The organism is Kitasatospora misakiensis, from assembly GCF_042656005.1.
In the GTDB taxonomy this organism is placed as follows: domain Bacteria; phylum Actinomycetota; class Actinomycetes; order Streptomycetales; family Streptomycetaceae; genus Kitasatospora; species Kitasatospora misakiensis.
On record NZ_JBHSOF010000014.1, the window covers coordinates 1 to 22086 of the forward strand.

16 protein-coding genes and 1 tRNA gene are annotated in these 22086 nt (G+C 74.5%); 10 read left to right on the forward strand and 7 right to left on the reverse strand.

The features are described from left to right. Window positions 1–111 precede the first annotated feature (111 nt). Complete coding sequence (locus ACFP3U_RS13395; protein ID WP_380225685.1) at window positions 112–1095, reverse strand: helix-turn-helix transcriptional regulator; 984 nt, start codon at window positions 1093–1095, stop codon at window positions 112–114. A gap of 102 nt (window positions 1096–1197) precedes the next feature. On the opposite strand from ACFP3U_RS13395, the gene ACFP3U_RS13400 reads away from it, so the two are divergent. The 8 genes from ACFP3U_RS13400 (at window position 1198) to ACFP3U_RS13435 (ending at window position 13619) form a co-directional block, all read left to right on the forward strand. After that, entirely contained in the window at window positions 1198–2679 is a 1482-nt protein-coding gene (locus tag ACFP3U_RS13400) for an MFS transporter (protein ID WP_380225686.1), read from the forward strand. Window positions 2680–2837: 158 nt separating this feature from the next. After that, a tRNA-Ala gene (locus ACFP3U_RS13405) sits at window positions 2838–2910 on the forward strand. A gap of 168 nt (window positions 2911–3078) precedes the next feature. Next, the gene (locus tag ACFP3U_RS13410; RefSeq protein WP_380225687.1) at window positions 3079–4542 is read left to right on the forward strand and encodes a hypothetical protein; all 1464 of its coding nucleotides are present in this window, start codon (window positions 3079–3081) and stop codon (window positions 4540–4542) included. Between the two features lie 247 nt (window positions 4543–4789). Further along, window positions 4790–7696 (forward strand): leucine--tRNA ligase, encoded by a 2907-nt coding sequence (leuS, locus tag ACFP3U_RS13415; protein WP_380225688.1) that lies wholly within the window; start codon window positions 4790–4792, stop codon window positions 7694–7696. Between the two features lie 286 nt (window positions 7697–7982). Then, window positions 7983–8789: a hypothetical protein gene (locus ACFP3U_RS13420; RefSeq protein ID WP_380225689.1), complete on the forward strand. Its 807-nt coding sequence runs from the start codon at window positions 7983–7985 to the stop codon at window positions 8787–8789. 51 nt (window positions 8790–8840) lie between these two features. After that, complete coding sequence (locus tag ACFP3U_RS13425; protein WP_380225690.1) at window positions 8841–9686, forward strand: DegV family protein; 846 nt, start codon at window positions 8841–8843, stop codon at window positions 9684–9686. Between the two features lie 164 nt (window positions 9687–9850). After that, window positions 9851–10807 carry a ComEA family DNA-binding protein gene (locus ACFP3U_RS13430; RefSeq protein ID WP_380225691.1) on the forward strand — a complete coding sequence of 319 codons (957 nt, stop codon included), beginning with the start codon at window positions 9851–9853 and terminating at the stop codon, window positions 10805–10807. 196 nt (window positions 10808–11003) lie between these two features. Then, complete coding sequence (locus ACFP3U_RS13435) at window positions 11004–13619, forward strand: ComEC/Rec2 family competence protein (RefSeq protein WP_380225692.1); 2616 nt, start codon at window positions 11004–11006, stop codon at window positions 13617–13619. A gap of 563 nt (window positions 13620–14182) precedes the next feature. On the opposite strand, the gene ACFP3U_RS13440 is transcribed toward ACFP3U_RS13435, so the two are convergent. Beyond that, window positions 14183–14476: a hypothetical protein gene (locus ACFP3U_RS13440; RefSeq protein WP_380225693.1), complete on the reverse strand. Its 294-nt coding sequence runs from the start codon at window positions 14474–14476 to the stop codon at window positions 14183–14185. A 54-nt stretch (window positions 14477–14530) separates the two neighbouring features. Between ACFP3U_RS13440 and holA the strand changes: the two genes are divergently transcribed. Next, window positions 14531–15532, forward strand: a complete 1002-nt coding sequence (gene holA, locus ACFP3U_RS13445; protein ID WP_380225694.1) for a DNA polymerase III subunit delta — start codon at window positions 14531–14533, stop codon at window positions 15530–15532. A gap of 52 nt (window positions 15533–15584) precedes the next feature. On the opposite strand, the gene ACFP3U_RS13450 is transcribed toward holA, so the two are convergent. The 3 genes from ACFP3U_RS13450 to ACFP3U_RS13460 form a co-directional block, all read right to left on the reverse strand. Beyond that, window positions 15585–16475 carry a hypothetical protein gene (locus ACFP3U_RS13450; RefSeq protein ID WP_380225695.1) on the reverse strand — a complete coding sequence of 297 codons (891 nt, stop codon included), beginning with the start codon at window positions 16473–16475 and terminating at the stop codon, window positions 15585–15587. A gap of 415 nt (window positions 16476–16890) precedes the next feature. After that, window positions 16891–17160 (reverse strand): 30S ribosomal protein S20, encoded by a 270-nt coding sequence (gene rpsT, locus ACFP3U_RS13455; protein ID WP_030309778.1) that lies wholly within the window; start codon window positions 17158–17160, stop codon window positions 16891–16893. Between the two features lie 212 nt (window positions 17161–17372). Further along, window positions 17373–17678, reverse strand: a complete 306-nt coding sequence (locus tag ACFP3U_RS13460; RefSeq protein ID WP_380225696.1) for an antibiotic biosynthesis monooxygenase family protein — start codon at window positions 17676–17678, stop codon at window positions 17373–17375. Between the two features lie 239 nt (window positions 17679–17917). On the opposite strand from ACFP3U_RS13460, the gene lepA reads away from it, so the two are divergent. After that, a complete protein-coding gene (lepA, locus tag ACFP3U_RS13465) occupies window positions 17918–19789 on the forward strand; it encodes a translation elongation factor 4 (protein WP_380225697.1) in 1872 nt (623 codons plus the stop codon). Window positions 19790–19895: 106 nt separating this feature from the next. Here the strand turns inward: lepA and ACFP3U_RS13470 are convergent, their stop codons facing one another. Next, complete coding sequence (locus ACFP3U_RS13470; protein ID WP_380225698.1) at window positions 19896–20963, reverse strand: NAD(P)/FAD-dependent oxidoreductase; 1068 nt, start codon at window positions 20961–20963, stop codon at window positions 19896–19898. Window positions 20964–21091: 128 nt separating this feature from the next. Beyond that, entirely contained in the window at window positions 21092–22066 is a 975-nt protein-coding gene (sigJ, locus tag ACFP3U_RS13475; RefSeq protein WP_380225699.1) for an RNA polymerase sigma factor SigJ, read from the reverse strand. Window positions 22067–22086 lie beyond the last annotated feature (20 nt).

Sequence of the window (22086 nt, forward strand, 5' to 3'; positions counted from 1 at the left end):
TAGAGCGCTTGCATGGCATGCAAGAGGTCCGGGGTTCAATTCCCCGTAGCTCCACAGACGAACGGAAGGCCGTCACCCTCGGGTGGCGGCCTTCGGTCGTTCCGGGCCGCTTCAGCCGGCCGCCGGCCCGCGCGTGTCGTGGTCGCACGGGTTGGTCCAGCCGCCCGGCGGCAGCGCCGCCAGCCGCTCGACCTGCGCACGGTCCACCGGCCCGTCCGGGGTGTAGACCACGACGAACGCCTCCGGCACCCCCGGAATCGCAAGATTGGTCGCGTTCAGCCGCATCACCCCCACCTGCGGATGCCGGAACACCTTCAGCGCCGACCGCCGCGGGGACACCTCCTGCCGGGCCCACAGCTCCCGGAACTCCGCGCTCGCGTCCAGCAGGGACCGCACGAACTCCTCCCAGACCGGCTCGCCGACGTGCTTGCCGTACGCGCCGCGCAGCACCGCGACCATCTGCGGCAGCTGCTCGCCCCGGTTCAGGAAGGGATTGCAGCAGTCCGGGGTGGTGACCGTGCACCAGAGGCAGTTGAACCAGCCGTCGTCCGTGCGCGGCCGGCTCGCGGCGAACAGCGCCTCGTACGGCGCGTTCCAGGCCAGCACGTCGAACCGGCTGTTGGTGACCGCCGCCGGCAGCGGCGCCAGCGCGTCCAGGACCACCTGGGTCGACGGGTCCAGCGCCGGCGGTTCCGGGAGCGCCGACGGCCGGACCGCCACTCCGGCCAGCCGGAACAGGTGCTCGCGCTCGGTCGCGTCCAGCAGCAGCACCCGGGCCACCGCGGTGAGCACCTGCGCGCTGGCGTTGATCGGGCGCCCCTGTTCCAGCCACGTGTACCAGGTCACCCCGACGCCGGCGAGCTGCGCGACCTCCTCGCGGCGCAGCCCCGGGGTGCGGCGGCGCAGGCCGGGCGGCAGGCCGACGTCCTCGGGGGAGACCCGGGCGCGGCAGGCGCGCAGGTACTCGGCCAGCTCGGTGCGGCGCCGGTCGCGCGGGGCGGGGATCGCGGTTTCGCGGCGGGCTGTGGCCTGGTGCCGGGTTGCGGCTGCGGCGGGGGCGGGCTTGACGGTGCCGGGGGCGTCCACGACGGTCATACCCGTCATCGTGCCGCAGCCCGGCCGGACGAAACAGGTGCTGCCACTACCAGGATCAGCAGGCTCTAACCACTGGTACCCGGCCGGCCCGAGGCTCGATCCATGACCGATCTCCAGAGCCGACGCGGTCCGGTCGGGACCGCCTCGCCGACCGGCGCCCCCGCTGCCCGGCCCGCCGCGGCGCCCGTCGCCCGGCCCGGACTCCTCCTCGCACTCGTCCTCAGCGGCCAGTTCATGGCCGTGCTCGACACCGCCATCGTCAACGTCGCCGTGCCGACCATCCGCACCGACCTGCACGCCTCGGGCGCCGCCCTCCAGTTCGTGGTGGCCGGCTACACCATCGCGTACGCCGTGCTGCTCATCACCGGCGCTCGGCTCGGCGCCCGGTACGGCTACAGCCGGCTCTTCCAGTCCGGCCTGGCCGCCTTCACCGCCGCCTCGCTGGCCTGCGGGCTCGCCCCCGCCACCGGCTGGCTGATCGCCTTCCGGCTGCTCCAGGGCGCCGGGGCGGCCCTGATGGTCCCCCAGGTGATGAGCATCGTCCAACGGACCTTCACCGGCCAGGCCCGGATCCGGGCCCTCGGCCTCTACTCGGCCGTCCTCGCCGGCGGCATCGCGGCCGGGCAGGTGGTCGGCGGCGTGCTCGTCAACGCCGACCTGTTCGGCGCGGGCTGGCGCCCGGTCTTCCTGGTCAACCTGCCGATCGGCCTGGTGCTGCTCGCCGCCGGCGGCCGGCTGCTGCCCGACCTGCCCGGCGACCGGGAGCGCGGCTTCGACCTGCCCGGCCTGCTGGTGCTCGGCGCCGCCCTCGGCCTGCTGGTCGTCCCGCTGGTGCTCGGCCACGAGCTCGGCTGGCCCGCCTGGGGCTGGGTGCTGCTCGGCGCGAGCGCGGTGATGTTCGCCCTGTTCGCGGTCGTCGAGCGGCGGATCGCGCGGCGTGGCGGACAGCCGCTGATCAACGGACGCGTCCTCGGGGCGACCGCCCTGCTGCCCGCCGTCGGCGCGGTGTTCATGATCATGCTGGCCTTCGCGGGCTTCATGTTCTCCTTCGCCCTGCACCAGCAGTCCGGCCTCGGCCACAGCGCGCTGCGCGCCGGGCTCTGCTCCGCGCCGATCGCCATCGGCTTCGGCGTCGCCAGCCTGTACTGGCAGCGGCTGCCCGGGCGGCTGCACCGCGTCCTGCCGCCGCTCGGCACCGGCCTGCTCGCCGTCGGCTACCCGCTGCTCGGCCTCCTGCTGCGCGACGGGTCCGACATCGGCGCGGCACCGCTGCTGCTCACCGCCGTCCTCGGCCTGCTCGCGGGCTGCGCCTACGCACCGCTGTTCGCCCGGGCGCTCGCCGGGGTGGCCCCCGCCGACGCGGCGGACGCCAGCGGGGTCGTGGTCACCGCCGTCCAGCTCGGTCAGGTGGTCGGGGTCGCGGTGCTCGGCTCGGTGTTCCTCGGCGCGGTCGACCTGCCGGCGGCCGCCCGGGACTCCGGCCACGCGATGCTGATCACCGCGGCCGCCATCGGCGGGGCGTTCGCGCTCGCCGCCGGCTTCGCGGCCCGGGCGGGCGCGGCCGGGCGCAGGGGGCGGGGGTAGGCGCCTGCGCGGCGTTCGTGCGGGGTCCGTGCCGGGTGTCCGGGCGGCCTCCGCGCGGGGCCGCGGAAACGGATTCGTGGAGCACCCCCGGGACCGTGTAAAGTAGTCGATGTCGCCGAGGGAAACGGAACGAAACCCCCGGTGACATCGCAAGTCACGGGGCTGTAGCTCAGTTGGTAGAGCGCTTGCATGGCATGCAAGAGGTCCGGGGTTCAATTCCCCGTAGCTCCACAGGAGTTCGAAGGCCGCCTTCCGGAAACGGGAGGCGGCCTTCGGCGTTCCCCGGGGTCCCCGGGGCCCGCGTGGTCCGCCGCGTGCCCCGGGTCGGGCTCCTCGTGCCGTCACCGGTTTCGGGGACCTCGCGGCGGCGGCCCCCGGCGGCCCGCTACCGTCGGAGCCATGGCCGATCTGGAGCGCAGACGCAACGAGGAACTCGCGCGGATACTCCACCAGCTCGGCTGGAGCCCCGAGCGGCTCGCCCGCGAGGTCAACCTCACCCTCCCGGCCCGGCTCGCGATCAGCTCCACCGCCCCCTACAAGTGGCGCGACCGCGGCATGGTCCCGCGCAGCCCGCACGACCAGGCCGTCTGCGAGGTGCTCAGCCGCACCCTCGGCATCGCCGTCACCTACGAACAGCTCTGGGGCCGGATGGGCGGCCACCGCGGCGCCAAGATCCTCTCCCCGCGCCTGCTGACCGACCCGTGGACCGCCGACACCGCGCAGACCGCGCTGCGCGAGACCGCCGCCGACGCCGGCCCCGTCCGCCTCACCGACCTCTTCCGCGGCGCCGACCTCGCCGAGGCCGCCCGCCGGTCGGCCACCCCGCCGCCGGCCCTCGGCGGCGACGGCGCGCTGCGCGTCGACCCCGCGGTGATCGGCGAACTCGCCGCCGCCCACCGCGGCAAACGGCGGCTCGAACGGTCCTGCGGCGGTGGACTCGTCCTCGGCCCCGCGCGCGCCGAACTGGCCATGGTCACCAAGCTGCTGGAACTCGGCGCGTACGACGAACCGCTCGGCCGGGCGCTGTACGGCGCGGCCGGCCGGCTCGCCCGGCTCGCCGCCTGGGCCGCGTACGACCTCGGCCACGACGCCACCGCCCAGCGGGCGTTCGCGGCCGCGCTGCGCGCCGCCCACCTCAGCGGCGAGCGCCGGGCCGGGGTGGCCGTGCTCGGGGGCCTCGTCGTGCTGGCCACCGGGAGCGTGGGCGGGCGGGGGCTGGACGCGGTCACGGTGCTCGCGGAGGCGCTGGCGGCGGCCGGGGACGCGCTCGGCCCGGCCGACCGGGCGTTGCAGCTCGGTCGGATCGCCCGGGCGCACGGGCGGCGCGGGGACGCCGCCGGGCTGGCGGAGGCGGCGGGGCGGGCGTTCGCGGAGCTGGACGGGGGCGGTGGCGGTGGCGGGGGCGGTGGGCGCGGTGGCCCGGCGGGCGGCTCGTCGGACGGGGAGGCGCGGGCGGACCTCGCGGGGATGGTGGGGGAGGGGTACCTGTTCCTGGGCGAGCACGGCCCGGCCCAGGAGCTGCTGACCGAGGCGGTGGCGGGGCTCGGGCCGGGGCGGGCCAGGGCGCGGGCGCTGCTGATGGTGCGGCTGGCGGACTCGCAGCGGCTGGCCGGGGACACCGCCGGCGCGGTGCGGACCGCGGACCGGGCGCGGGCGCTGGCCGCCGGGATGCAGTCGGAGCGGGTGGCGCGGGCGCTGCGCGGGATCGACGCGGCGTTCCGCTCGGCGGAGGCGGAGGCGGCCACGGCGGCGGGCGTCGGGGCGGGGACGGGTGCTGAGACTGAGGTGGGGGCGGGTGCCGGGGCGGGCGCCGGGGCGGGCGCCGGGGCGGGCGCGTCGGCGGTATCGCCGGGAGGGGGCTGACCCCCTTGCGGTACCCTGAGCCCATGCGAACCGCGCGCCTGCTCCTTAGTCGGCCGCGCTGACCAGGACCGGCCACGCCCGAGGGCGGCGCCGGAGTCGGCGTGGCACCCCCTCCTGCGAGGGGCTTTTTTGTTTTCCGCCCGGGCCACCGCCCGGCGCCCGTCCGGGCCCCGGCCCGGGCACACCCCGCCTGCCGCCGGCCCTGAACGCCGGTTCGCCAACCGACATCGATGGAGCTTGAAGGACCATGAGCGAGACGACCCCTGCGTCCGGCGCGGCCGACACCGCGACCGCGCCGTTCCGGTACAGCGCTGCCCTGGCGGCGGAGATCGAGTCCCGCTGGCAGGACATCTGGGAGAAGGAGGGGACGTTCCACGCCCCCAACCCCGCCGGTGACCTGGCCGATCCCGCCGCCGCCGACGTCGCCGCGAAGCCGCACAGCTTCATCATGGACATGTTCCCGTACCCGTCGGGCGCGGGCCTGCACGTCGGCCACCCGCTGGGCTACATCGCCACCGACGTGTTCGCCCGCTACCAGCGGATGAACGGCTTCAACGTGCTGCACACCCTGGGCTACGACTCCTTCGGCCTGCCCGCCGAGCAGTACGCCGTGCAGACCGGCACCCACCCGCGGGTCTCCACCGAGGCCAACATCGCCAACATGCGCCAGCAGCTGCGCCGGCTGGGCCTGGGCCACGACCCGCGCCGCTCGATCGCCACGATCGACGCCGAGTACTACCGCTGGACGCAGTGGATCTTCCTGCAGATCTTCAACTCCTGGTACGACGAGCAGGCCCGCAAGGCCCGCCCGATCGCCGAGCTGATCGCCCAGTTCGAGGACGGCACCCGTGAGGTCCCCGGCGGCCGCGCCTGGGCCGGGCTGAACGCCGCCGAGCGCGACGAGGTGCTGGGCGAGTACCGGCTGGCCTACGCCAAGGAGGTGCCGGTCAACTGGTGCCCCGGCCTGGGCACCGTGCTGTCCAACGAGGAGGTCACCGCCGACGGCCGCTCCGAGCGCGGCAACTTCCCCGTCTTCAAGTCCAACCTGCGCCAGTGGATGATGCGGATCACCGCCTACTCCGACCGGCTGATCTCCGACCTGGACCTGCTGGACTGGCCCGACGCCATCAAGCTGCAGCAGCGCAACTGGATCGGCCGCTCCGAGGGCGCCCGGGTCGACTTCGCCGTTGACGACCGGAAGATCACCGTCTTCACCACCCGCCCGGACACCCTGTTCGGCGCCACCTACATGGTGCTGGCCCCCGAACACGACCTGGTCGACGCGATCGTGCCCGCCGCCTGGCCCGAGGGCACCCCCGAGGCGTGGACCGGTGGCGCCGTCACCCCCGCCGAGGCCGTCACCGCCTACCGCGCCGCCGCGGCCGCCAAGTCGGACGTCGAGCGCCAGGTCGAGGCCAAGGTCAAGACCGGCGTCTTCACCGGCGCGTACGCGACCAACCCGGTCAGCGGCGAGCCCGTCCCGGTCTTCATCGCCGACTACGTGCTGATGGGCTACGGCACCGGCGCCATCATGGCCGTCCCCGCCCACGACCACCGCGACTTCGCCTTCGCCCGCGCCTTCGAGCTGCCGATGCGCTGCGTCGTCGCGCCCACCGACGGTCGCGGCGAGGACCCGGCCGCCTGGGACGACGCCTTCGGCACCTACGACTCCGTCATCGTCAACTCGGCCCACGCCGAGGGCACCGAGGACGGCATCTCGGACGGCATCTCGCTGAACGGCCTGAGCGTCGTCGACGCCAAGGCCGCCGTCACCGCCTGGCTGACCGCCCGCGGCATCGGCGAGGGCACCGTCAACTACCGCCTGCGCGACTGGCTGTTCAGCCGCCAGCGGTACTGGGGCGAGCCCTTCCCGATCGTCTACGACGAGGACGGCGTCATGCACGCGCTGCCCGAGTCGATGCTGCCCGTCGAGGTGCCGCAGGTCGACGACTACTCGCCGCACACCTACGACGCGTACGACTCCACCTCCACGCCGAAGACCCCGCTGTCCCGCAACGAGGACTGGGTCAACGTCGAACTGGACCTGGGCGACGGGCCGAAGACGTACCGCCGCGAGACCAACACCATGCCCAACTGGGCCGGCTCCTGCTGGTACGAGCTGCGCTACATCGACCCGTCCAACCGCGAGCGGGTCGTCGACCCGGCCAACGAGCGGTACTGGCTGGGCCCGACCGAGCAGAAGCCCGGCGGCGGCGCCGACCTGTACGTCGGCGGCGCCGAGCACGCCGTCCTGCACCTGCTGTACGCCCGCTTCTGGCACAAGGTGCTGCACGACCTGGGGCACGTCTCGTCCGTCGAGCCGTTCCACAAGCTGTTCAACCAGGGCATGATCACCGCCGACGTCTACCGCGACGAGCGCGGCTTCCCGGTGCCCGCCGCCGAGGTCGAGGAGCGCGACGGCGGTTACTTCTGGCAGGGCGAGCCGGTCAAGCGCGAGGCCGGCAAGATGGGCAAGTCCCTGAAGAACGCCGTCGCCCCCGACGAGATCGCCGACGAGTACGGCGCCGACACGCTGCGCCTGTACGAGATGTCGATGGGCCCGCTGGACGTCTCCCGCCCGTGGGACACCCGCGCCGTCGTCGGCTCGTACCGCTTCCTGCAGCGGCTGTGGCGCAACATCGTCTCCGAGACGAGCGGCGAGCTGGTCGTGACGGACGAGGAGCCGGACGAGGCGACGCTGCGGGCCCTGCACAAGGCCGTCGACGGCATCCGCGCCGACATGGCCGGGCTGCGCTTCAACACGGCCGTCGCCAAGGCGACCGAGCTGAACAACTTCCTGGTCAAGCGCGGTTCCACGCCGCGGTCGGTGGCCGAGCAGGTCGTGCTGATGGTCGCGCCGCTGGCCCCGCACATCGCGGAGGAGCTGTGGCGCCGGCTGGGCCACGGCGAGTCGCTGGCGCACGCCGACTACCCGGTGGCCGACCCGGCGTACGTCGTCGACGAGACGGTGACCTGCGTCGTCCAGGTCAAGGGCAAGGTCAAGGCCCGGCTGGAGGTCGCGCCGTCGATCTCGGACGCCGAGCTGGAGGCGCTGGCGCTGGCCGACCCGGCGGTCGTCGCGGCGATCGGCGGGGCCGAGGTGCGCAAGGTGATCGCGCGGGCGCCGAAGCTGGTCAACATCGTCACTGGCTGAGGTCGACAGCGGCTGAGGTCGTCACCGGCTGAGGTCGTTACCTGCTGAGGCCGGGCGGGGCGGGCGTTCCTTCGGGGCGCCCGCCCCGTGGCGTCGGGGGCGGGCGCTGTGGGGTTTGGGCTCGGGGTTCACCCCGAGCCGTCCCTGAACCTGTCCCTGAACTCGGGCCCGGCGCCCCCGATCGGGGGTCCGCTCGGCGGGTACCGGGGCTACGGTGGAACCCTCGGTGGGCCGGCCCGCGTTGGGCCCGGTGGGGGCCGGTTCGGCTGGCGGAAGGTGGCGCGTGATGGAGATCCTCGGGGTGTTGCTCGGACTCGCCCTGCTCTTCGGGCTCGGGGTGGTGGTGCTCGTCATCGTCGGCCTCGTCAAGGCGGCCCGGGCGGTCGGCGAGAAGATGGAGCGCCAGGAGGCCAAGGCCCGGCGGGCCGTCGAGAACGTCACCCTCAAGGCCAAGACCTACACCCAGACCGGCCCGCAGGGGCAGATCTCCGCCGTCCGCCTCCGGCTGCGGACCTCGCTGGACAACACCCGGCAGGTGCTGGAGGGAGCCGTCGGCCAGGACGGCCAGCTCGGCGAGTCGCTCGCGCTGCTGGCCCGGCTGGACACCCACGCGGCGGAGCTGGACGGCGAGCTGCGGAGACTGGAGCGCGAACCGGACGCCGGGCGCGTCACGGCGAAGCTGCCCGAGCTGCGCGAGCGGGCCGAGCGGATCACGCACTCGGCGGAGACCATGCGCTGGGCCGCGCAGGACCGGATGCACCGGTTCGCGGACGACGAGCTGGGCCGGCTGAGCAAGGAGTGCGAGGACGAGGCGGGGGCGCTGCGGCACTGGGACGCCGCTCCGGGGGCGTCGGCGTCGGGCGGCTCCGCCGGGTTCGCGGCGGGTGCTGCGGGTGCTGGGGGTATTGCGGGTTCGGCTGCGGGCGCTGCGGGTTCGGCGGGGGCTGCGCGCGAGGCCGGTGCCGGGCGGCCCGGGCTCACGGACGGTCGCGGCGGTCGGCCCAGTGCCGAGGAGCTCCTCGGCCTCACCGACCCGGTGGCCAAGCTGGCGCAGCGGCTGCGGAAGCCGACCGCCGGTCCCTCGGCCGGCTGAGCGCGTTCCGGATGCTGCCGACCCGCCCGGGCGGGGGGTAACCTCCGCCTCATGCCCGCCGACCTCGCACTTGTCACCGACTCCACCGCCTACCTGCCCCAGCAGGCCGTCGACCGGCACGCGATCACCGTCGTCCCGCTGAGCGTCGTCATCGGCGACGAGGCGTGTGCCGAGGGCGTCGAGATCTCCCCGAAGGACGTCGCCGAGGCGCTGCGGGGCAAGCACCGGGTGACCACCTCCCGGCCCAACCCCGAGTCCTTCGCCGCCGCCTACCGGGCGGCCGCCGAGAGCGGCGCGCGGGGCATCGTCTCGGTGCACATCTCCGGCGAGCTGTCCGGGACGGCGGAGGCCGCCCGGCTGGCGGCCGCCGAGTCGCCCGTCCCGGTGCGGGTGGTGGACAGCCGGCTGGTCGGCATGGCGCTCGGGTACGGGGTGCTGGCGGCGGCCGAGGCGATCGAGGCCGGGTGGGGGCTCGACGAGGTGACGGCGGCCGTCGAGCGGCGGACCGCCGGGACCAGCGGCTTCTTCTACGTCGACACCCTGGAGTACCTGCGCCGGGGCGGGCGGATCGGGGCCGCGCGGGCGCTGCTCGGATCGGCGCTGGCCGTGAAGCCGCTGCTGCACCTGGACGGGGGGCGGATCGAGCCGCTGGAGAAGGTGCGTACGGCGTCCCGGGCGATCGCCCGGCTGGAGGAGATCGCGGCCGAGCGGGCGGGGGAGCGGGAGGTCGACATCGCCGTCCACCACCTCGCCGCGGAGGACCGGGCCGAGCCGCTGGCCGAGCGCCTGCGTGCGAGGGTGCCGGGGCTGCGCGACCTGTACGTGGCCGAGGTGGGCGCGGTGATCGGCGCGCACGTCGGGCCGGGGCTGCTCGCGGTGGTCGTCTCGCCCCGGTGAGGTCGCTTGGGGTGGCGGTGGTGGCGGCGGCGACGACCTGGTCGTCAATCCCTTCGGAGCCGTCTCACCCCTGCGGGGGATCTCGGCTATCCACAACCCCCGGGTTTTCCACAGGCTTTCCGTAAAGTCCGCGCGCTGCTCGGCCGGTTCCTACCGTGCTCCGCATGACGAACATGCGCATCGGCGCACGCAAGCGCCAGGAGATCCGACGGGTCAACGAGACCGCGCGCCGGCGGATGGCGGTCCTGCTGCCGGAGGCCGAGGAGCCGCCGGACACGGAGCCCTCGGTGTACACGGCGCCGCCGTCGGCGGCGGCGATCGGGTCTGTCGGCGCGCCTCCGGGCCCGCCCGGCGGCGGCCCGCAGGGCGTCCTCGACCTCGGCGAACCTGACGTCGGCGCACCCGGGGACGGAACGCCCGGGGACGGGTCACCCGGGGACGCCGCGCAACCGGGGCCGCCGGGTTCTGCGCCGATGCTCGACCGGCGGGCGGCCGTCGGCCTGCTCATCCTCCTGCTGCTCGCCGTCGGCTACGGCATCCAGCACTTCTGGCTCGCGCGGCCACAACCGGTCGAGGTGCCGGCGGTCGCCGTCGCTTCGGTGTCCTCGGCCGCCACCCCGGGGACGGTCCTGCCCGAGGACCGGTCCGGCACGGCCGGGGGTGACGGGGGCGTCGGCGCTCCGGCCGCCGTCGTGGTGGTGGACATCGGCGGACGGGTCAGCACTCCCGGAGTCCACACCCTGCCGAACGGCTCCCGGGTCGCGGACGCCCTGCGGGTGGCCGGCGGCCCGCTGCCCGGGACGGACACCAGGAACCTCAACCTGGCCCGCGTCCTGGCGGACGGCGAACAGATCCTCGTCGGCGAGCCGAACCCCCAGCCGGCCGCCGGGGCGGGCCCGGGACCGCCGCCCGCCGGGCCGTCCAAACAGCCGGTCAGCCTCAACCACGCGACCCTCGAACAGCTCGACACCCTCCCCGGCGTCGGTCCGACCCTCGCCCAGCGCATCATCGCCTTCCGCGCCTCCCACGGCGGCGCCTTCCGCTCGCTCGACCAACTCCGCCAGGTGAGCGGCGTCGGCGAGCGCACCTACGCGGAACTCCGACCCCTGCTCACGCTCTGACGGGCCGTCCGCCGCCGTCGTCGTGGACGTCGTTCCCGCTCCTTCCCCCGTTCCTTCCCCCCGCTCTTTCTCCCTGCTGCCTCTCCCCGCCCTGCCGAAAGGAGGTGCCGTCATCGCCACCGTCGTCGCTCTCACCCCCGGTACAGACCCGGGAACCGTTCCCTCCACCGCGCTGCCTCCGGGCGACCTTCGGCTGTTGCTGCCCGCCGGCGCCGCCTGGGCGGTGACCGCCGCGGTCCTCGGCCTGGGGCCCGGCCACGGCGCCGCCCTCGCGGCGGCGGCGGGCGCGGCGGGGTTCCTCGGGCTCGTCCTCCTCACCCTCCGGGCGCGTACGGACAGCGGCCCGTCCCGGCGCCGCGCCACCACCCTGACCGCGGCCGCCGTCCTCCTCACCGTGGCCGCCGCCACGACGGCCACCCTCCTGCACACCGCCGACCTGCGCCGCGGACCGCTGCCCGAGCTGGCCCGGGCAGGCGGCCCGGCCCCGGAGGTCGGCGTCGACCTCACCGTCACCGGGGACCCGCGCGTCCGGGTCTCCCGCGGCGGCGGATCCGGCGCCGGGCAGAACCTGCTCACCGTGGACGCGGTCGTCGACCGCGTCGCGGTCCCCGACGGCCTGCTGCGGGGCGACCCGGGCCCGCACACCGTCCGCACCCGCACGCCCGTCACCGTCCTGGTCCGCGGTGAGGACGTGGGCGCTTGGGAGCACCTGCTGCCCTCGACCCGACTGGCGGCCGAGGTGACGGTCCGGCCGCCGGGCGAGAACGACCGCGAGTCGGCGGCGCTGCTGATCGCAAACGGTGAGCCGCGCCGGCTCGGGCCGCCGAGCCTTCCGCAGCGGATCGCCGGCCGGCTCCGGGCGGGGCTGCGCACGGCCACCGACGGTCTGCCGCCGGACGAGCGCGGGCTGTTGCCCGCTCTCGTCGTGGGGGACACCTCCCGGCTGCCGGACGACCTCTGGGAGGCGTTCCGGGACACCGACCTGGCCCACCTGGTGGCGGTCAGCGGGGCCAACCTCGCGATCGTGCTGGGTGTGCTGCTCGGCCCCCCGGGGCGGGCCGGGACCGCCGAACGACGCGGACTCGCGGCCCTGCTCGGGATCCCGCTCCGCACCACGGCGCTGCTCGGGGCCGTGGTGACGCTGGCCTTCGTCACGATCTGCCGCCCCGAGCCCAGCGTGCTCAGGGCGGCGGGGACGGGGCTGCTCGGACTGCTGGCCCTGGCCACCGGTCGTCCGCGTCGGGCGGTGCCGGCGCTGGCGGGCACGGCCCTGCTGCTGATCCTCCTCGACCCGTACCTGGCGCGCTCCTTCGGCTTCCTGCTGTCGGTGCTCGCCACGACCGGCCTGCTGGTACTCGGCCCGCGCTGGGCGGACGCCCTGCGGGCGCGGGGCTGGCCGCGCCACCTGGCGGGCGCCGTCGGGGCGACGGCCGCGGCCCAGGCACTGTGCGCGCCGGTGACGGTGGTGCTCTCCGGGCACGTCAGTCTCGTCGGGATCCCGTGCAACCTGCTGGCCGAGCTGGCGGTGGCGCCGGCGACCCTGCTCGGCTTCGCCGTCCTGGCGGCCGATCCGGTCTCGCCCGCACTGGCCCGGCTGCTCGCCGAGCCCGCCGCCGTGCCGGCCGGCTGGCTGGCCTCGGTGGCCCGACACGGTGCCGCCCTGCCGGGCGGTCAGCTGTCCTGGTCGGGCGGGTGGTTCGGCACGGTGAGCCTTGCCGTCGGCACGGCCGCGCTGTGCTGCGCGGTTCCGCTGCTGCTGCCCCGGCGTCCGGCCGGGCCCCGAAGATCGCTCGCCCCCCGCGGCTGGATCCGCCCGGTGGTGACCGGGGCCCTGCTACTGGCCCTGCTGACCGTGCTGCTGCGACCACCGCTGCTGACCCGGATCGCGACCGGCTGGCCGCCGCCGGACTGGCGGCTGGTCATGTGCGATGTTGGGCAGGGCGACATGGTCGTGCTGCCGGTGCCGTCCGAGGACGGCGGCCCGCCCGACAGCGCGGTGGTGGTGGACGCGGGCCCGGACCCGCAGGCGGCCGACCGCTGTCTGCGCGATCTCGGGATCGACCGGGTGCCGCTCTTCCTGGCGACGCACTTCCACGCCGATCACGTGGAGGGGCTGCCGGGGGTGCTGCGCGGTCGGCGGGTCGGAGCGGTGGAGGGCACGGCCGTGAACGATCCGCCGGGCGAGGCCGCCCGGGTGGCGGGCTGGGCGTCGCGGGCCGGGGTGCCGCTGGTACGGGCCGCGCGCGGTGAACGCCGGTCGGCGGGCCCGGGGATCTCGTGGGAGGTGCTGTGGCCGGACGGAGAGGAGCCCGCAGTGATGTCAGGCCCGAACAACGCGAGTGTCGCGCTGCTGGTGACGGTGGCGGGCGGCCTGCGGATGGCCCTTCTGGGTGATCTGGAGCCGCCGGCCCAGGAGGCGTTGCTGAGTCGGCTGAAGGCGGCCGGGAAGGAGAACGAGGTGGACGTGCTGAAGGTGGCGCATCACGGCTCGGCCTATCAGGACTGGGCGCTGACGGCGGCGTTGAGCCCTCGGCTGGCCCTCATCTCCTGCGGCGAGGGCAATCCGTACGGTCATCCGTCCGCTCGGACGGTGGATCGGCTGCGGGCGCTGGGTGCCACGGTGCTGCGCACGGACCGGGTGGGTGACATCGCGGTGACTGGTGACACCCCGGGTCACCTCGGCGCCTCCGTCCACGCGAGTGGGCAGCGCCCCGGGCACGGCCCGCACAAGCCGCGGGCCACCCATGGGGCGGTGCCCGGTGCTTCGCTTGCGGTGCGCGCGGGCCGCGGCCCGCGCGCACCGCCCGGGTGAGCCCCACCACCACCACCTTCCTCCTCAACCTCATGGGGTGGGGCGGGGAATGAGGTTGGGGTTGGGGTTGGGGAGGAGGGGTGGGGCGGGCCAGGAAGAAACGTTTCTGCTCGTCCGGCCCGAGCGGTGCGCCCGGGCCGGACGAGTGCCCTGATGGTTCGGGGTGCGCTGTGGGGCTGCCGCTGAGGTGGGTGGAGAGGAGTGGAGCGGAGGGGAGCAGGTCGCCGCGCTCCGGGCGGGCCCGGAGCGCGGCGACAGGGGAGATCCGGAGCGGGCGGGAGGAGGGCAACGCCATGGGCGCACCCACCGCTTCGCACAGGAAGTCGGTCCGGCCGACTTCCTGTGCGAAGCGATTGAGCAGGGCCGGGCCGGGACGACGATCGTGCTTGCCGGGCCCGAGCGGTGCGCCCGGGCCCGGCAGGCACAGGTGTGTGGCGCGCGGACAGGAACGCCGTGCTCCGGGCGGGGCCCGGGGCACGGCGTGAGGACGGGTGCAGGAGACGGAGGGAAGCCTCTGCGTGGGAAGTCGGCGGTGCCGACTTCCCACGCAGAGGCCTGGTGGGTCAGCTTTCCTCGCGCCAGCCCTCGAAGGAGGTGGCGACCGCGTCGAGGGCGCGGAGGAGGTCAGGGGTCCAGCCGTCCTCGGGCGGTTCCACGACCACCAGCCACTGGGCGTCCTCGGCGTCGTCCTCGCCGGCGAGGGCGTCCCGGACGATTTCGAGCTCGCCGAGGTCGGGATGGTTCGCGCCGAGGTCCTCGGCGGCCTCCTCGGCGGTGTCGCGGTCGGGCAGGACAAGCAGTTGCCGGGCGTGCGGGTCGAAGTCGTCCGGCAGGTCGGTGGTGGGGTGTTCGGTCACCCGTCCATTCTCCAGGGCCGGAGCTGTCCGTCCCCCGTGGGATGCTGGTAGGCGATGGCCAGGAAGAGTGCACCCGACGACCTGCTCGCCCCGCTGACCCTCGCGGTCGGCCAGGAGGAGCTGCTGCTGGACCGTGCGGTGGCCCAGGTGGTGGCCGCGGCGAAGGCCGCCGACCCCGACACCGATGTGCGGGACATCCCGCCCGGTGGCCTGCAGCCCGGCAGTCTGGCCGAGCTGACCACCCCGTCGCTCTTCGCCGAGCGCAAGGTCATCGTGGTCAGGGCCGCCCAGGACCTCTCCGCCGACTCCGTGAAGGAGGTCAAGGCGTACATCGAGTCCCCCGTCGAGGAAGTGATCATGGTCCTGGTGCACGCGGGCGGCGCCAAGGGCAAGGGTCTGCTGGACGCGGGCCGCAAGGCCGGGGGCCGCGAAGTGGCCTGCGCCAAGCTCGCCAAGGCGAACGAGCGGCTGGCCTTCGTCCGCGGCGAGTTCCGGACGCTCGGCCGCTCGGCGACGCCGGAGGCCTGCCAGGCCCTGCTGGACTCGCTCGGCAGCGACCTGCGCGAGCTCGCCGCCGCGTGCAGCCAGCTCACCTCCGACGTCGAGGGCACCATCGACGAGACCGTGGTGGCCCGCTACTACAGCGGCCGGGCCGAGGCCACCGGCTTCGAGGTGGCGGACCTGGCCGTCACCGGCCGGGCCGCCGAGGCACTGGAGCGCCTGCGCTGGGCGCTGGCGGTCGGCCAGCCGCCGACCGGCATCACCTACGCGCTGGCGTCCGGTGTGCGCAGCATCGGGCGGCTGGCGACGACCGGGCGGAACATGCGCCCGGCGGACCTGGCCCGTGAGCTGGGCATGCCGCCGTGGAAGGTGGAGCGGGTCCGCCAGCAGATGCGCGGTTGGACGGGCGACGGCGTGGCCGTGGCCCTGACCGCGATCGCGCAGGCGGACGCCGCCGTCAAGGGCGGATCCGACGACCCGGCCTTCGCGCTGGAGCGCGCCGTGGTCGCCGTGGCGAGGGCCGCCCGGGCCGGCTCCCGGCAGCCGTCGTACTGACCCCACCCGAGCGCGAGCCCCGAGAAGCCCGAGCCCCGGCACCGCCGTGGCCCTACGGGCCGCCGATCGCCTTGAGCATGTCCCGGGTGTCGTCGAGCATGGCCTTGCGCACGGTCTCCCGGTCCAGCGTGTGGTTCTTGCCGACCTGATAGTTGTCCGTCCAGTACAGCGAGTACGTCATACCGCCGTCCCGGACCTGCAGGTAGTAGTTGATGTCGTGGAAGGTCTTGTCCGAGCTGGTGGGCTCGTCGCCGTACGCGAGGTAGGCCTCCTCGCCGAGGCCCGGCACGTCGGTGATCTCGTACTTCTGCTGCTCGAAGTACTGCCGCAGCGCGGCGAACTCGGGGACGGAGTCGACCTTCCTGTGCAGCTCGGCCCGGATGTCGAGGGTGGCGTAGTCGGTGGTCTCGCTGTCGCTCGGCGTGCGCTTCATCAGCGCGTAGCAGCGCATGACGTCCATGGACTCGCTGCGGCCGGCGTGTTCCAGCGGGTAGTTGTCGACCATCTTGTACTTGCCGCGGAACGCGGTGAGCTTGCCGGCGTCGCAGATCCGGTCGACCGCGTGGTAGCCGCGCAGGCTCTTCGCGGTGGACCCGCCGCCGACGATGCCCGGCACGGCGAACACGGTGCCGGTCCAGACCGCCGAGGCGAGGATCGCGCCGACGAACGCCCAGGTCGCGTTGCGCCGCAGGCCGCCGCGGCCGCCCGCGGCGGCCGAGCCGGGCACCGCGGCCGAGCCGGGCACGGTGGGCGCACCGGGCGCACCGGGCGCACCGGGTGTACCTGGCGCACCGGGCGCGCTGGGCAGTCCGGGCGGCGGCCCGAAGCCGGGCGAGCTGCCCGGCACCGGCACCGGCGCCGGCATCGGCGGCTGCTGCGGGAAGCCGGCGAAGCCGGGCCCGTTCTGCTGCGGCGGTGGCGGTGGTGGCGGCGCTGTCCCCAATGTGTGCCTCCCTCAGGCCTTCGACGTGGCGGCCGGAGCCCCGACCTTATCGGTCGGACCGGAGGCCGTCACAGGCGTCGCGGAAACCCCGCCCGCCGGTAGGGGCCGAGGCTCCACCGGCCACATGTCCCCTGGGGGACCTTGCGCGCACGCACCACCACGATCATCACGGCGGCCGAGGCCGCCCGATCCCGGGCGAGGGTCCGGAAACGCGAACTGCCCGACCGGTGGGGACCGGTCGGGCAGTTCGGGGAAGGGCCGGCGGGCCGGCACTTCCGGTCGTTCTCTGTGCACCGCACCCGCGTGGCGAACGCAGGCCGCGTGCGGTGCGAAGTGTGTCGCGCACCTCGGGCGTCCGGGTAGAGGGCCGGGTCGTCCCGAGGAGGGTGGGGCCGTCGAGGCGGCCCCGGCGGCGTCAGGCCTGGACGGCGGTGTTGACGCGCTTGGTGATGGCCGACTTCTTGTTGGCGGCCTGGTTGGCGTGGATGACGCCCTTGCTCACGGCCTTGTCCAGCGCCTTGGAGGCGGCGCGGGCCAGCTCGGTGGCCTTCTCGGTCTCGCCGGCGGCAGCGGCCTCACGGGCCTTGCGCAGGGCGGTCTTCAGCGAGGACTTGACGGCCTTGTTGCGCAGGCGCGCCTTCTCGTTGGTCTTGTTGCGCTTGATCTGGGACTTGATGTTCGCCACGAAAGTGCCTCAGTCTGTGTCATCGGTTGGAACGGGCTGCACCGCGCGGCCGCCGGACCAGCTGAGAGGGCATGCCGGGGCCAGGTGCAGCGGCCAACGCTACCAGGGGCGGCGGGCCCGGCCCAAACCGGGCGGGCGCGACCCGCTGTCGGGCGGGCGCGACCCGCTGTCGGGCCCGACCCCCGGGCCCCACACCGTGCCCGCCCGCCGGCTCAGGCGCGCAGGAGCGGCTCGCCGTAGTGCTCGACCTCGGGGAACGGCCGGTAGAAGTGGTGCAGCAGCGCCCGCCACCGCTGGTACTCGGGGGAGCCGCGGAAGCCCTCGGTGTGGTCGGCGAGGGTCTCCCACCCGACCTGGAGCAGGAACCGGGAGCCGCGGCTCTCGTCCAGGCAGCGGCGCAGCTCCAGTGAGCGGAAGCCGGGCCGGCCGGCGATCAGCGGCCGGGCCTCGGTGAAGGCGGCCAGGAACTCCTCCTCCTGGCCGGGCGAGACGTCGAGCAGGGCGCTTTCCAGGATCATGCCCGCAGCCTGCCGCACCGGAGCACCCGCGCGACAGAAGGGGGCCCGCCCATGCCTACACAACAGCCCGTAAGCGCCCCGCACACGGCCCGAACCGGACGGTGGCGCGCGCCCCGCCCACGGGAGGTGGGAAGATGGGAGGAACTATCTCGATCGGACGACCGTCCGGTCGCCCGGGAAGCCGGTCAGCGATGACCCGGACACCCCCGGCCCCCGGACCAACGGAGAATCGGACCAAGGTGCCCGCGACCCCCAGCAATGTGCCAGAGCCCAGCCGTACCGACCCGGCGCTGATCCGCAACTTCTGCATCATCGCCCACATCGACCACGGCAAGTCGACGCTCGCCGACCGGATGCTGCAGATCACCGGTGTGGTCGACCCGCGGCAGATGCGCGCCCAGTACCTCGACCGCATGGACATCGAGCGCGAGCGCGGCATCACCATCAAGTCGCAGGCCGTCCGCCTCCCGTGGGCGCCGCAGACCGGCCCCCACACCGGGTCCACGCACATCCTCAACATGATCGACACCCCGGGCCACGTGGACTTCACGTACGAGGTGTCCCGCTCCCTCGCGGCCTGCGAGGGCACCGTCCTGGTCGTCGACGCGGCCCAGGGCATCGAGGCGCAGACCCTCGCCAACCTGTACCTGGCGCTGGAGAACGACCTCACCATCGTCCCGGTGCTGAACAAGATCGACCTGCCGGCCGCCCAGCCGGAGAAGTACGCCGAGGAGATCGCCCACATCATCGGCTGCGACCCGGGCGACGTCCTGAAGGTCAGCGCCAAGACGGGTCTCGGCGTCGAGGACCTGCTGGACCACATCGTCAACACCGTCCCGGCCCCGGTCGGCGTCGCGGACGCCCCGGCCCGCGCGATGATCTTTGACTCGGTGTACGACGCCTACCGCGGCGTGGTCACCTACGTCCGTGTGGTCGACGGCCAGCTGACCAAGCGCGAGCGCATCGCCATGATGTCCACCGGCGCGACCCACGAGCTGCTGGAGATCGGCGTCATCTCGCCGGAGCCGAAGGTCGCGGACGGCCTGGGCGTCGGCGAGGTGGGCTACATCATCACCGGTGTGAAGGACGTCCGGCAGTCCAAGGTCGGTGACACCATCACCTCGCAGCACAAGGGTGCGACCGAGGCGCTGGGCGGCTACAAGGACCCGCGTCCGATGGTGTTCTCCGGCCTGTACCCGCTGGACGGCTCGGACTACCCGCTGCTGCGCGACGCGCTCGACAAGCTGCGGCTGAACGACGCGGCGCTGGTGTACGAGCCGGAGACCTCGGTCGCGCTCGGCTTCGGCTACCGCTGCGGCTTCCTCGGCCTGCTGCACCTGGAGATCATCCGGGAGCGCCTGGAGCGCGAGTTCAACCTCGACCTGATCTCCACCGCCCCGAACGTGGTCTACCGGGTGATCATGGAGGACGGCACCGAGCACACCGTCACCAACCCGAGCGAGTTCCCCACCGGCAAGATCGCCGAGGTGTACGAGCCGGTCGTGCGCGGCACCATCCTGGCGCCGAACGAGTTCGTCGGCGCGATCATGGAACTCTGCCAGTCCCGCCGCGGCAACCTCCAGGGCATGGACTACCTGTCCGAGGACCGGGTCGAGCTGCGCTACACCCTCCCGCTCGCCGAGATCGTCTTCGACTTCTTCGACCAGCTGAAGTCCAAGACCCGCGGCTACGCCTCGCTCGACTACGAGCCCATCGGCGAGCAGACCGCGAGCCTGGTGAAGGTCGACATCCTGCTGCACGGCGACGCGGTGGACGCGTTCTCCGCGATCGTGCACAAGGACAAGGCCTACAGCTACGGCGTCATGATGGCCGGCAAGCTGCAGAAGCTGATCCCGCGCCAGCAGTTCGAGGTGCCGATCCAGGCGGCGATCGGCTCGCGGGTGATCGCCCGTGAGACGGTCCGCGCGATCCGCAAGGACGTCCTCGCCAAGTGCTACGGCGGTGACATCTCCCGCAAGCGGAAGCTGCTCGAGAAGCAGAAGGAGGGCAAGAAGCGGATGAAGATGGTCGGTCGGGTGGAGGTCCCCCAGGAGGCCTTCATCGCCGCGCTGTCCACCGACGCCGAGGCCCCCAAGGGCGAGAAGAAGTAACGCACGGCAACGACGGCGCCACCGCGAGGGGCCCGGGACGCACACCGCGTCCCGGGCCCCTCGCTCGTGCGGCGCCCCCCGGCCCGCCGACAGGCCGGCCGGCCGCTCAGCGCAGCGACAGCACGACGCTCTTGAGGATCGCCGCCTTGATCACCCGCCCGGCCGCCCCGGTGAGCGCGCCGGCCCGCATCGAGTCGTCGCCGTGGATCAGCTGGACCAGCCCGTCGCGCCGCCCGAGGCTCAGGCACTGCACGACGTACCGGAAGGCGAACGGCTTGTCGGTGCGCCCGGCGATCAGCTTGCCGACGTACTGGCCCTGCGGCAGCGCGGTGGCGCAGCCCATCCGCAGGGTGCCGGTGCCGGGGACGGTGACCTCGGCGGCGTCGCCGACGACGTGCACCTCGGGGTGCGAGACCGACCGCAGGTGGTCGTCGACGATCGCCTGTCCGGCCGGGTTGACGGCGAGGCCGGCCTCGGCGGCGAGCGGGTGCGGTTCCATCGAGGCGGCCCAGACGACCAGGTCGGCGGGGATCCGGCCGGCGGTGGTGGTGAGGCCCCCGGCGTCGACGGCGGTGACGGCGCTGTGCTCGTCGATGCCGACGCCGAGGCCGCGCAGCACCCGGTGGACGTGGTCGTGGCCCTTGGCCGAGAACCAGCCGCCGACCCGGTCGGCGGCGACCAGTCGCACGGTCCAGCCGGGGTGGGCCTCGGCGAGTTCGGCGGCGAGTTCGATGCCGGTGGCGCCGCCGCCGACGACGGCGACGGTGCCGGGGCGGTCGGCGGTGCGCAGCCGTTCGGCGACCTCGGCGGCCCGTTCGGCGGTGTAGGCGTGCTCGTCGGCGCCGGGGACGCCGAGCCGGGCGGTGCGGCTGCCGAGGGCGTAGACGAGGGTGTCGTAGGCGAGGGCGTCGCCGTTGTCGAGGAGGACCTTGCGGCCGGCGAGGTCGAGTTCGGTGGCGCGGGCCGCGATGTGGCGGACGGCGCGTCCGCGCAGCACCTCGGTGAGGGCGGGCCGGTGCTCGGGGTGGCCGGCGGCGGTCTCGTGCTGGCGGATGCGGTGCAGGAGGCGCGCCTCGGGGGCGACCAGGGTGACCCGGCCGCGCTTGCCGGCCCGGGTCGCGGCGGCGAGGCCGGCGTAGCCGGCACCCAGTACGACGATCTGCTTCTCGGTCATGTCGTCCCGCTCCTTCGTGGCGCCGTCGGTGGCGCCCTCTCGCGGCGCCCCCGGGGTGACCGGGGGGCGCTCTCCGCGTGTTCGGAAGGGGGACGACGGAGCCCGTCGGACTGTGACGGTGAGCCGCGTCACACCGCCGCGGGGTCGGCGGGCGGGTTGAGGTGGGTGAGCTTCTCCGGGTTGATGACGGTGAAGGCCTCGGTGATCCGGCCGTCGGCGACGGTGAAGGCGATCACGCCGCCGACCACGCCCGGCTGCGGGTACCAGACCAGGCCGGGCTCGCCGTTGACCAGCCCGAACTCGAAGACGGTGTCGGGGGTGACCCACTTGGCGACCAGGCCGGCGACGAGCCGGGAGACCTTGTCCGCGCCGAACACCGGGCGGGACCCGGCGGTGACGAGGCCGCCGCCGTCGGAGTGCCAGACGATGTCCGGGTCGAGGACGGCGAGGAGTCCCTCGATGTCGCCGCGGGCGGTGGCGGCGGCGAAGGCCTCGACGGCCTGCCGGTGCTCGGCGGGGTCGGCGGTGGCCCGCCGGTTGCCGTCCTTGACCCGGCGGCGGGCGCGGGAGGCGAGTTGGCGGGCGGCGTCGGGGCTGCGGTCGAGCGAGGCGGCGATCTCGTCGAAGCCGACGGCGAAGACGTCGTGCAGGACGAAGGCGGCGCGTTCGGCGGGGGTGAGCTGTTCGAGGACGGCGAGCAGGGCGAGCGAGACGGATTCGCCGAGTTCGGCGAGGTCGGCGGGGGAGGCGGGGCCGTCCTGGTAGGAGAGGGACGGTTCGGGCAGCCATTCGCCGAAGTAGGACTCGCGGCGGGCCCGGGCGGAGCCGAGCTGGTCGTAGCAGAGGCGGGTGACGACGGTGGTGAGGTAGGCGCGGGGGTCGGCGACGGTGGCGCGGTCGGCGGCCCGCCAGCGCAGCCAGGCCTCCTGGAGGACGTCCTCGGCGTCGGTGAACGAGCCCAGCATCCGGTAGGCGACGGAGCCGAGGTAGCGCCGGTTGGCCTCGAAGGCGTCCGGGGCGTCCGGGCCGGCCTGGACGGCAGGGGCAGGGTCGGTGCTGCCGGGGGTGGGCACGGCGGTCGCCGCCGACGGGTCGTCACTCACGGGCCCTACGGTAGCGCCCG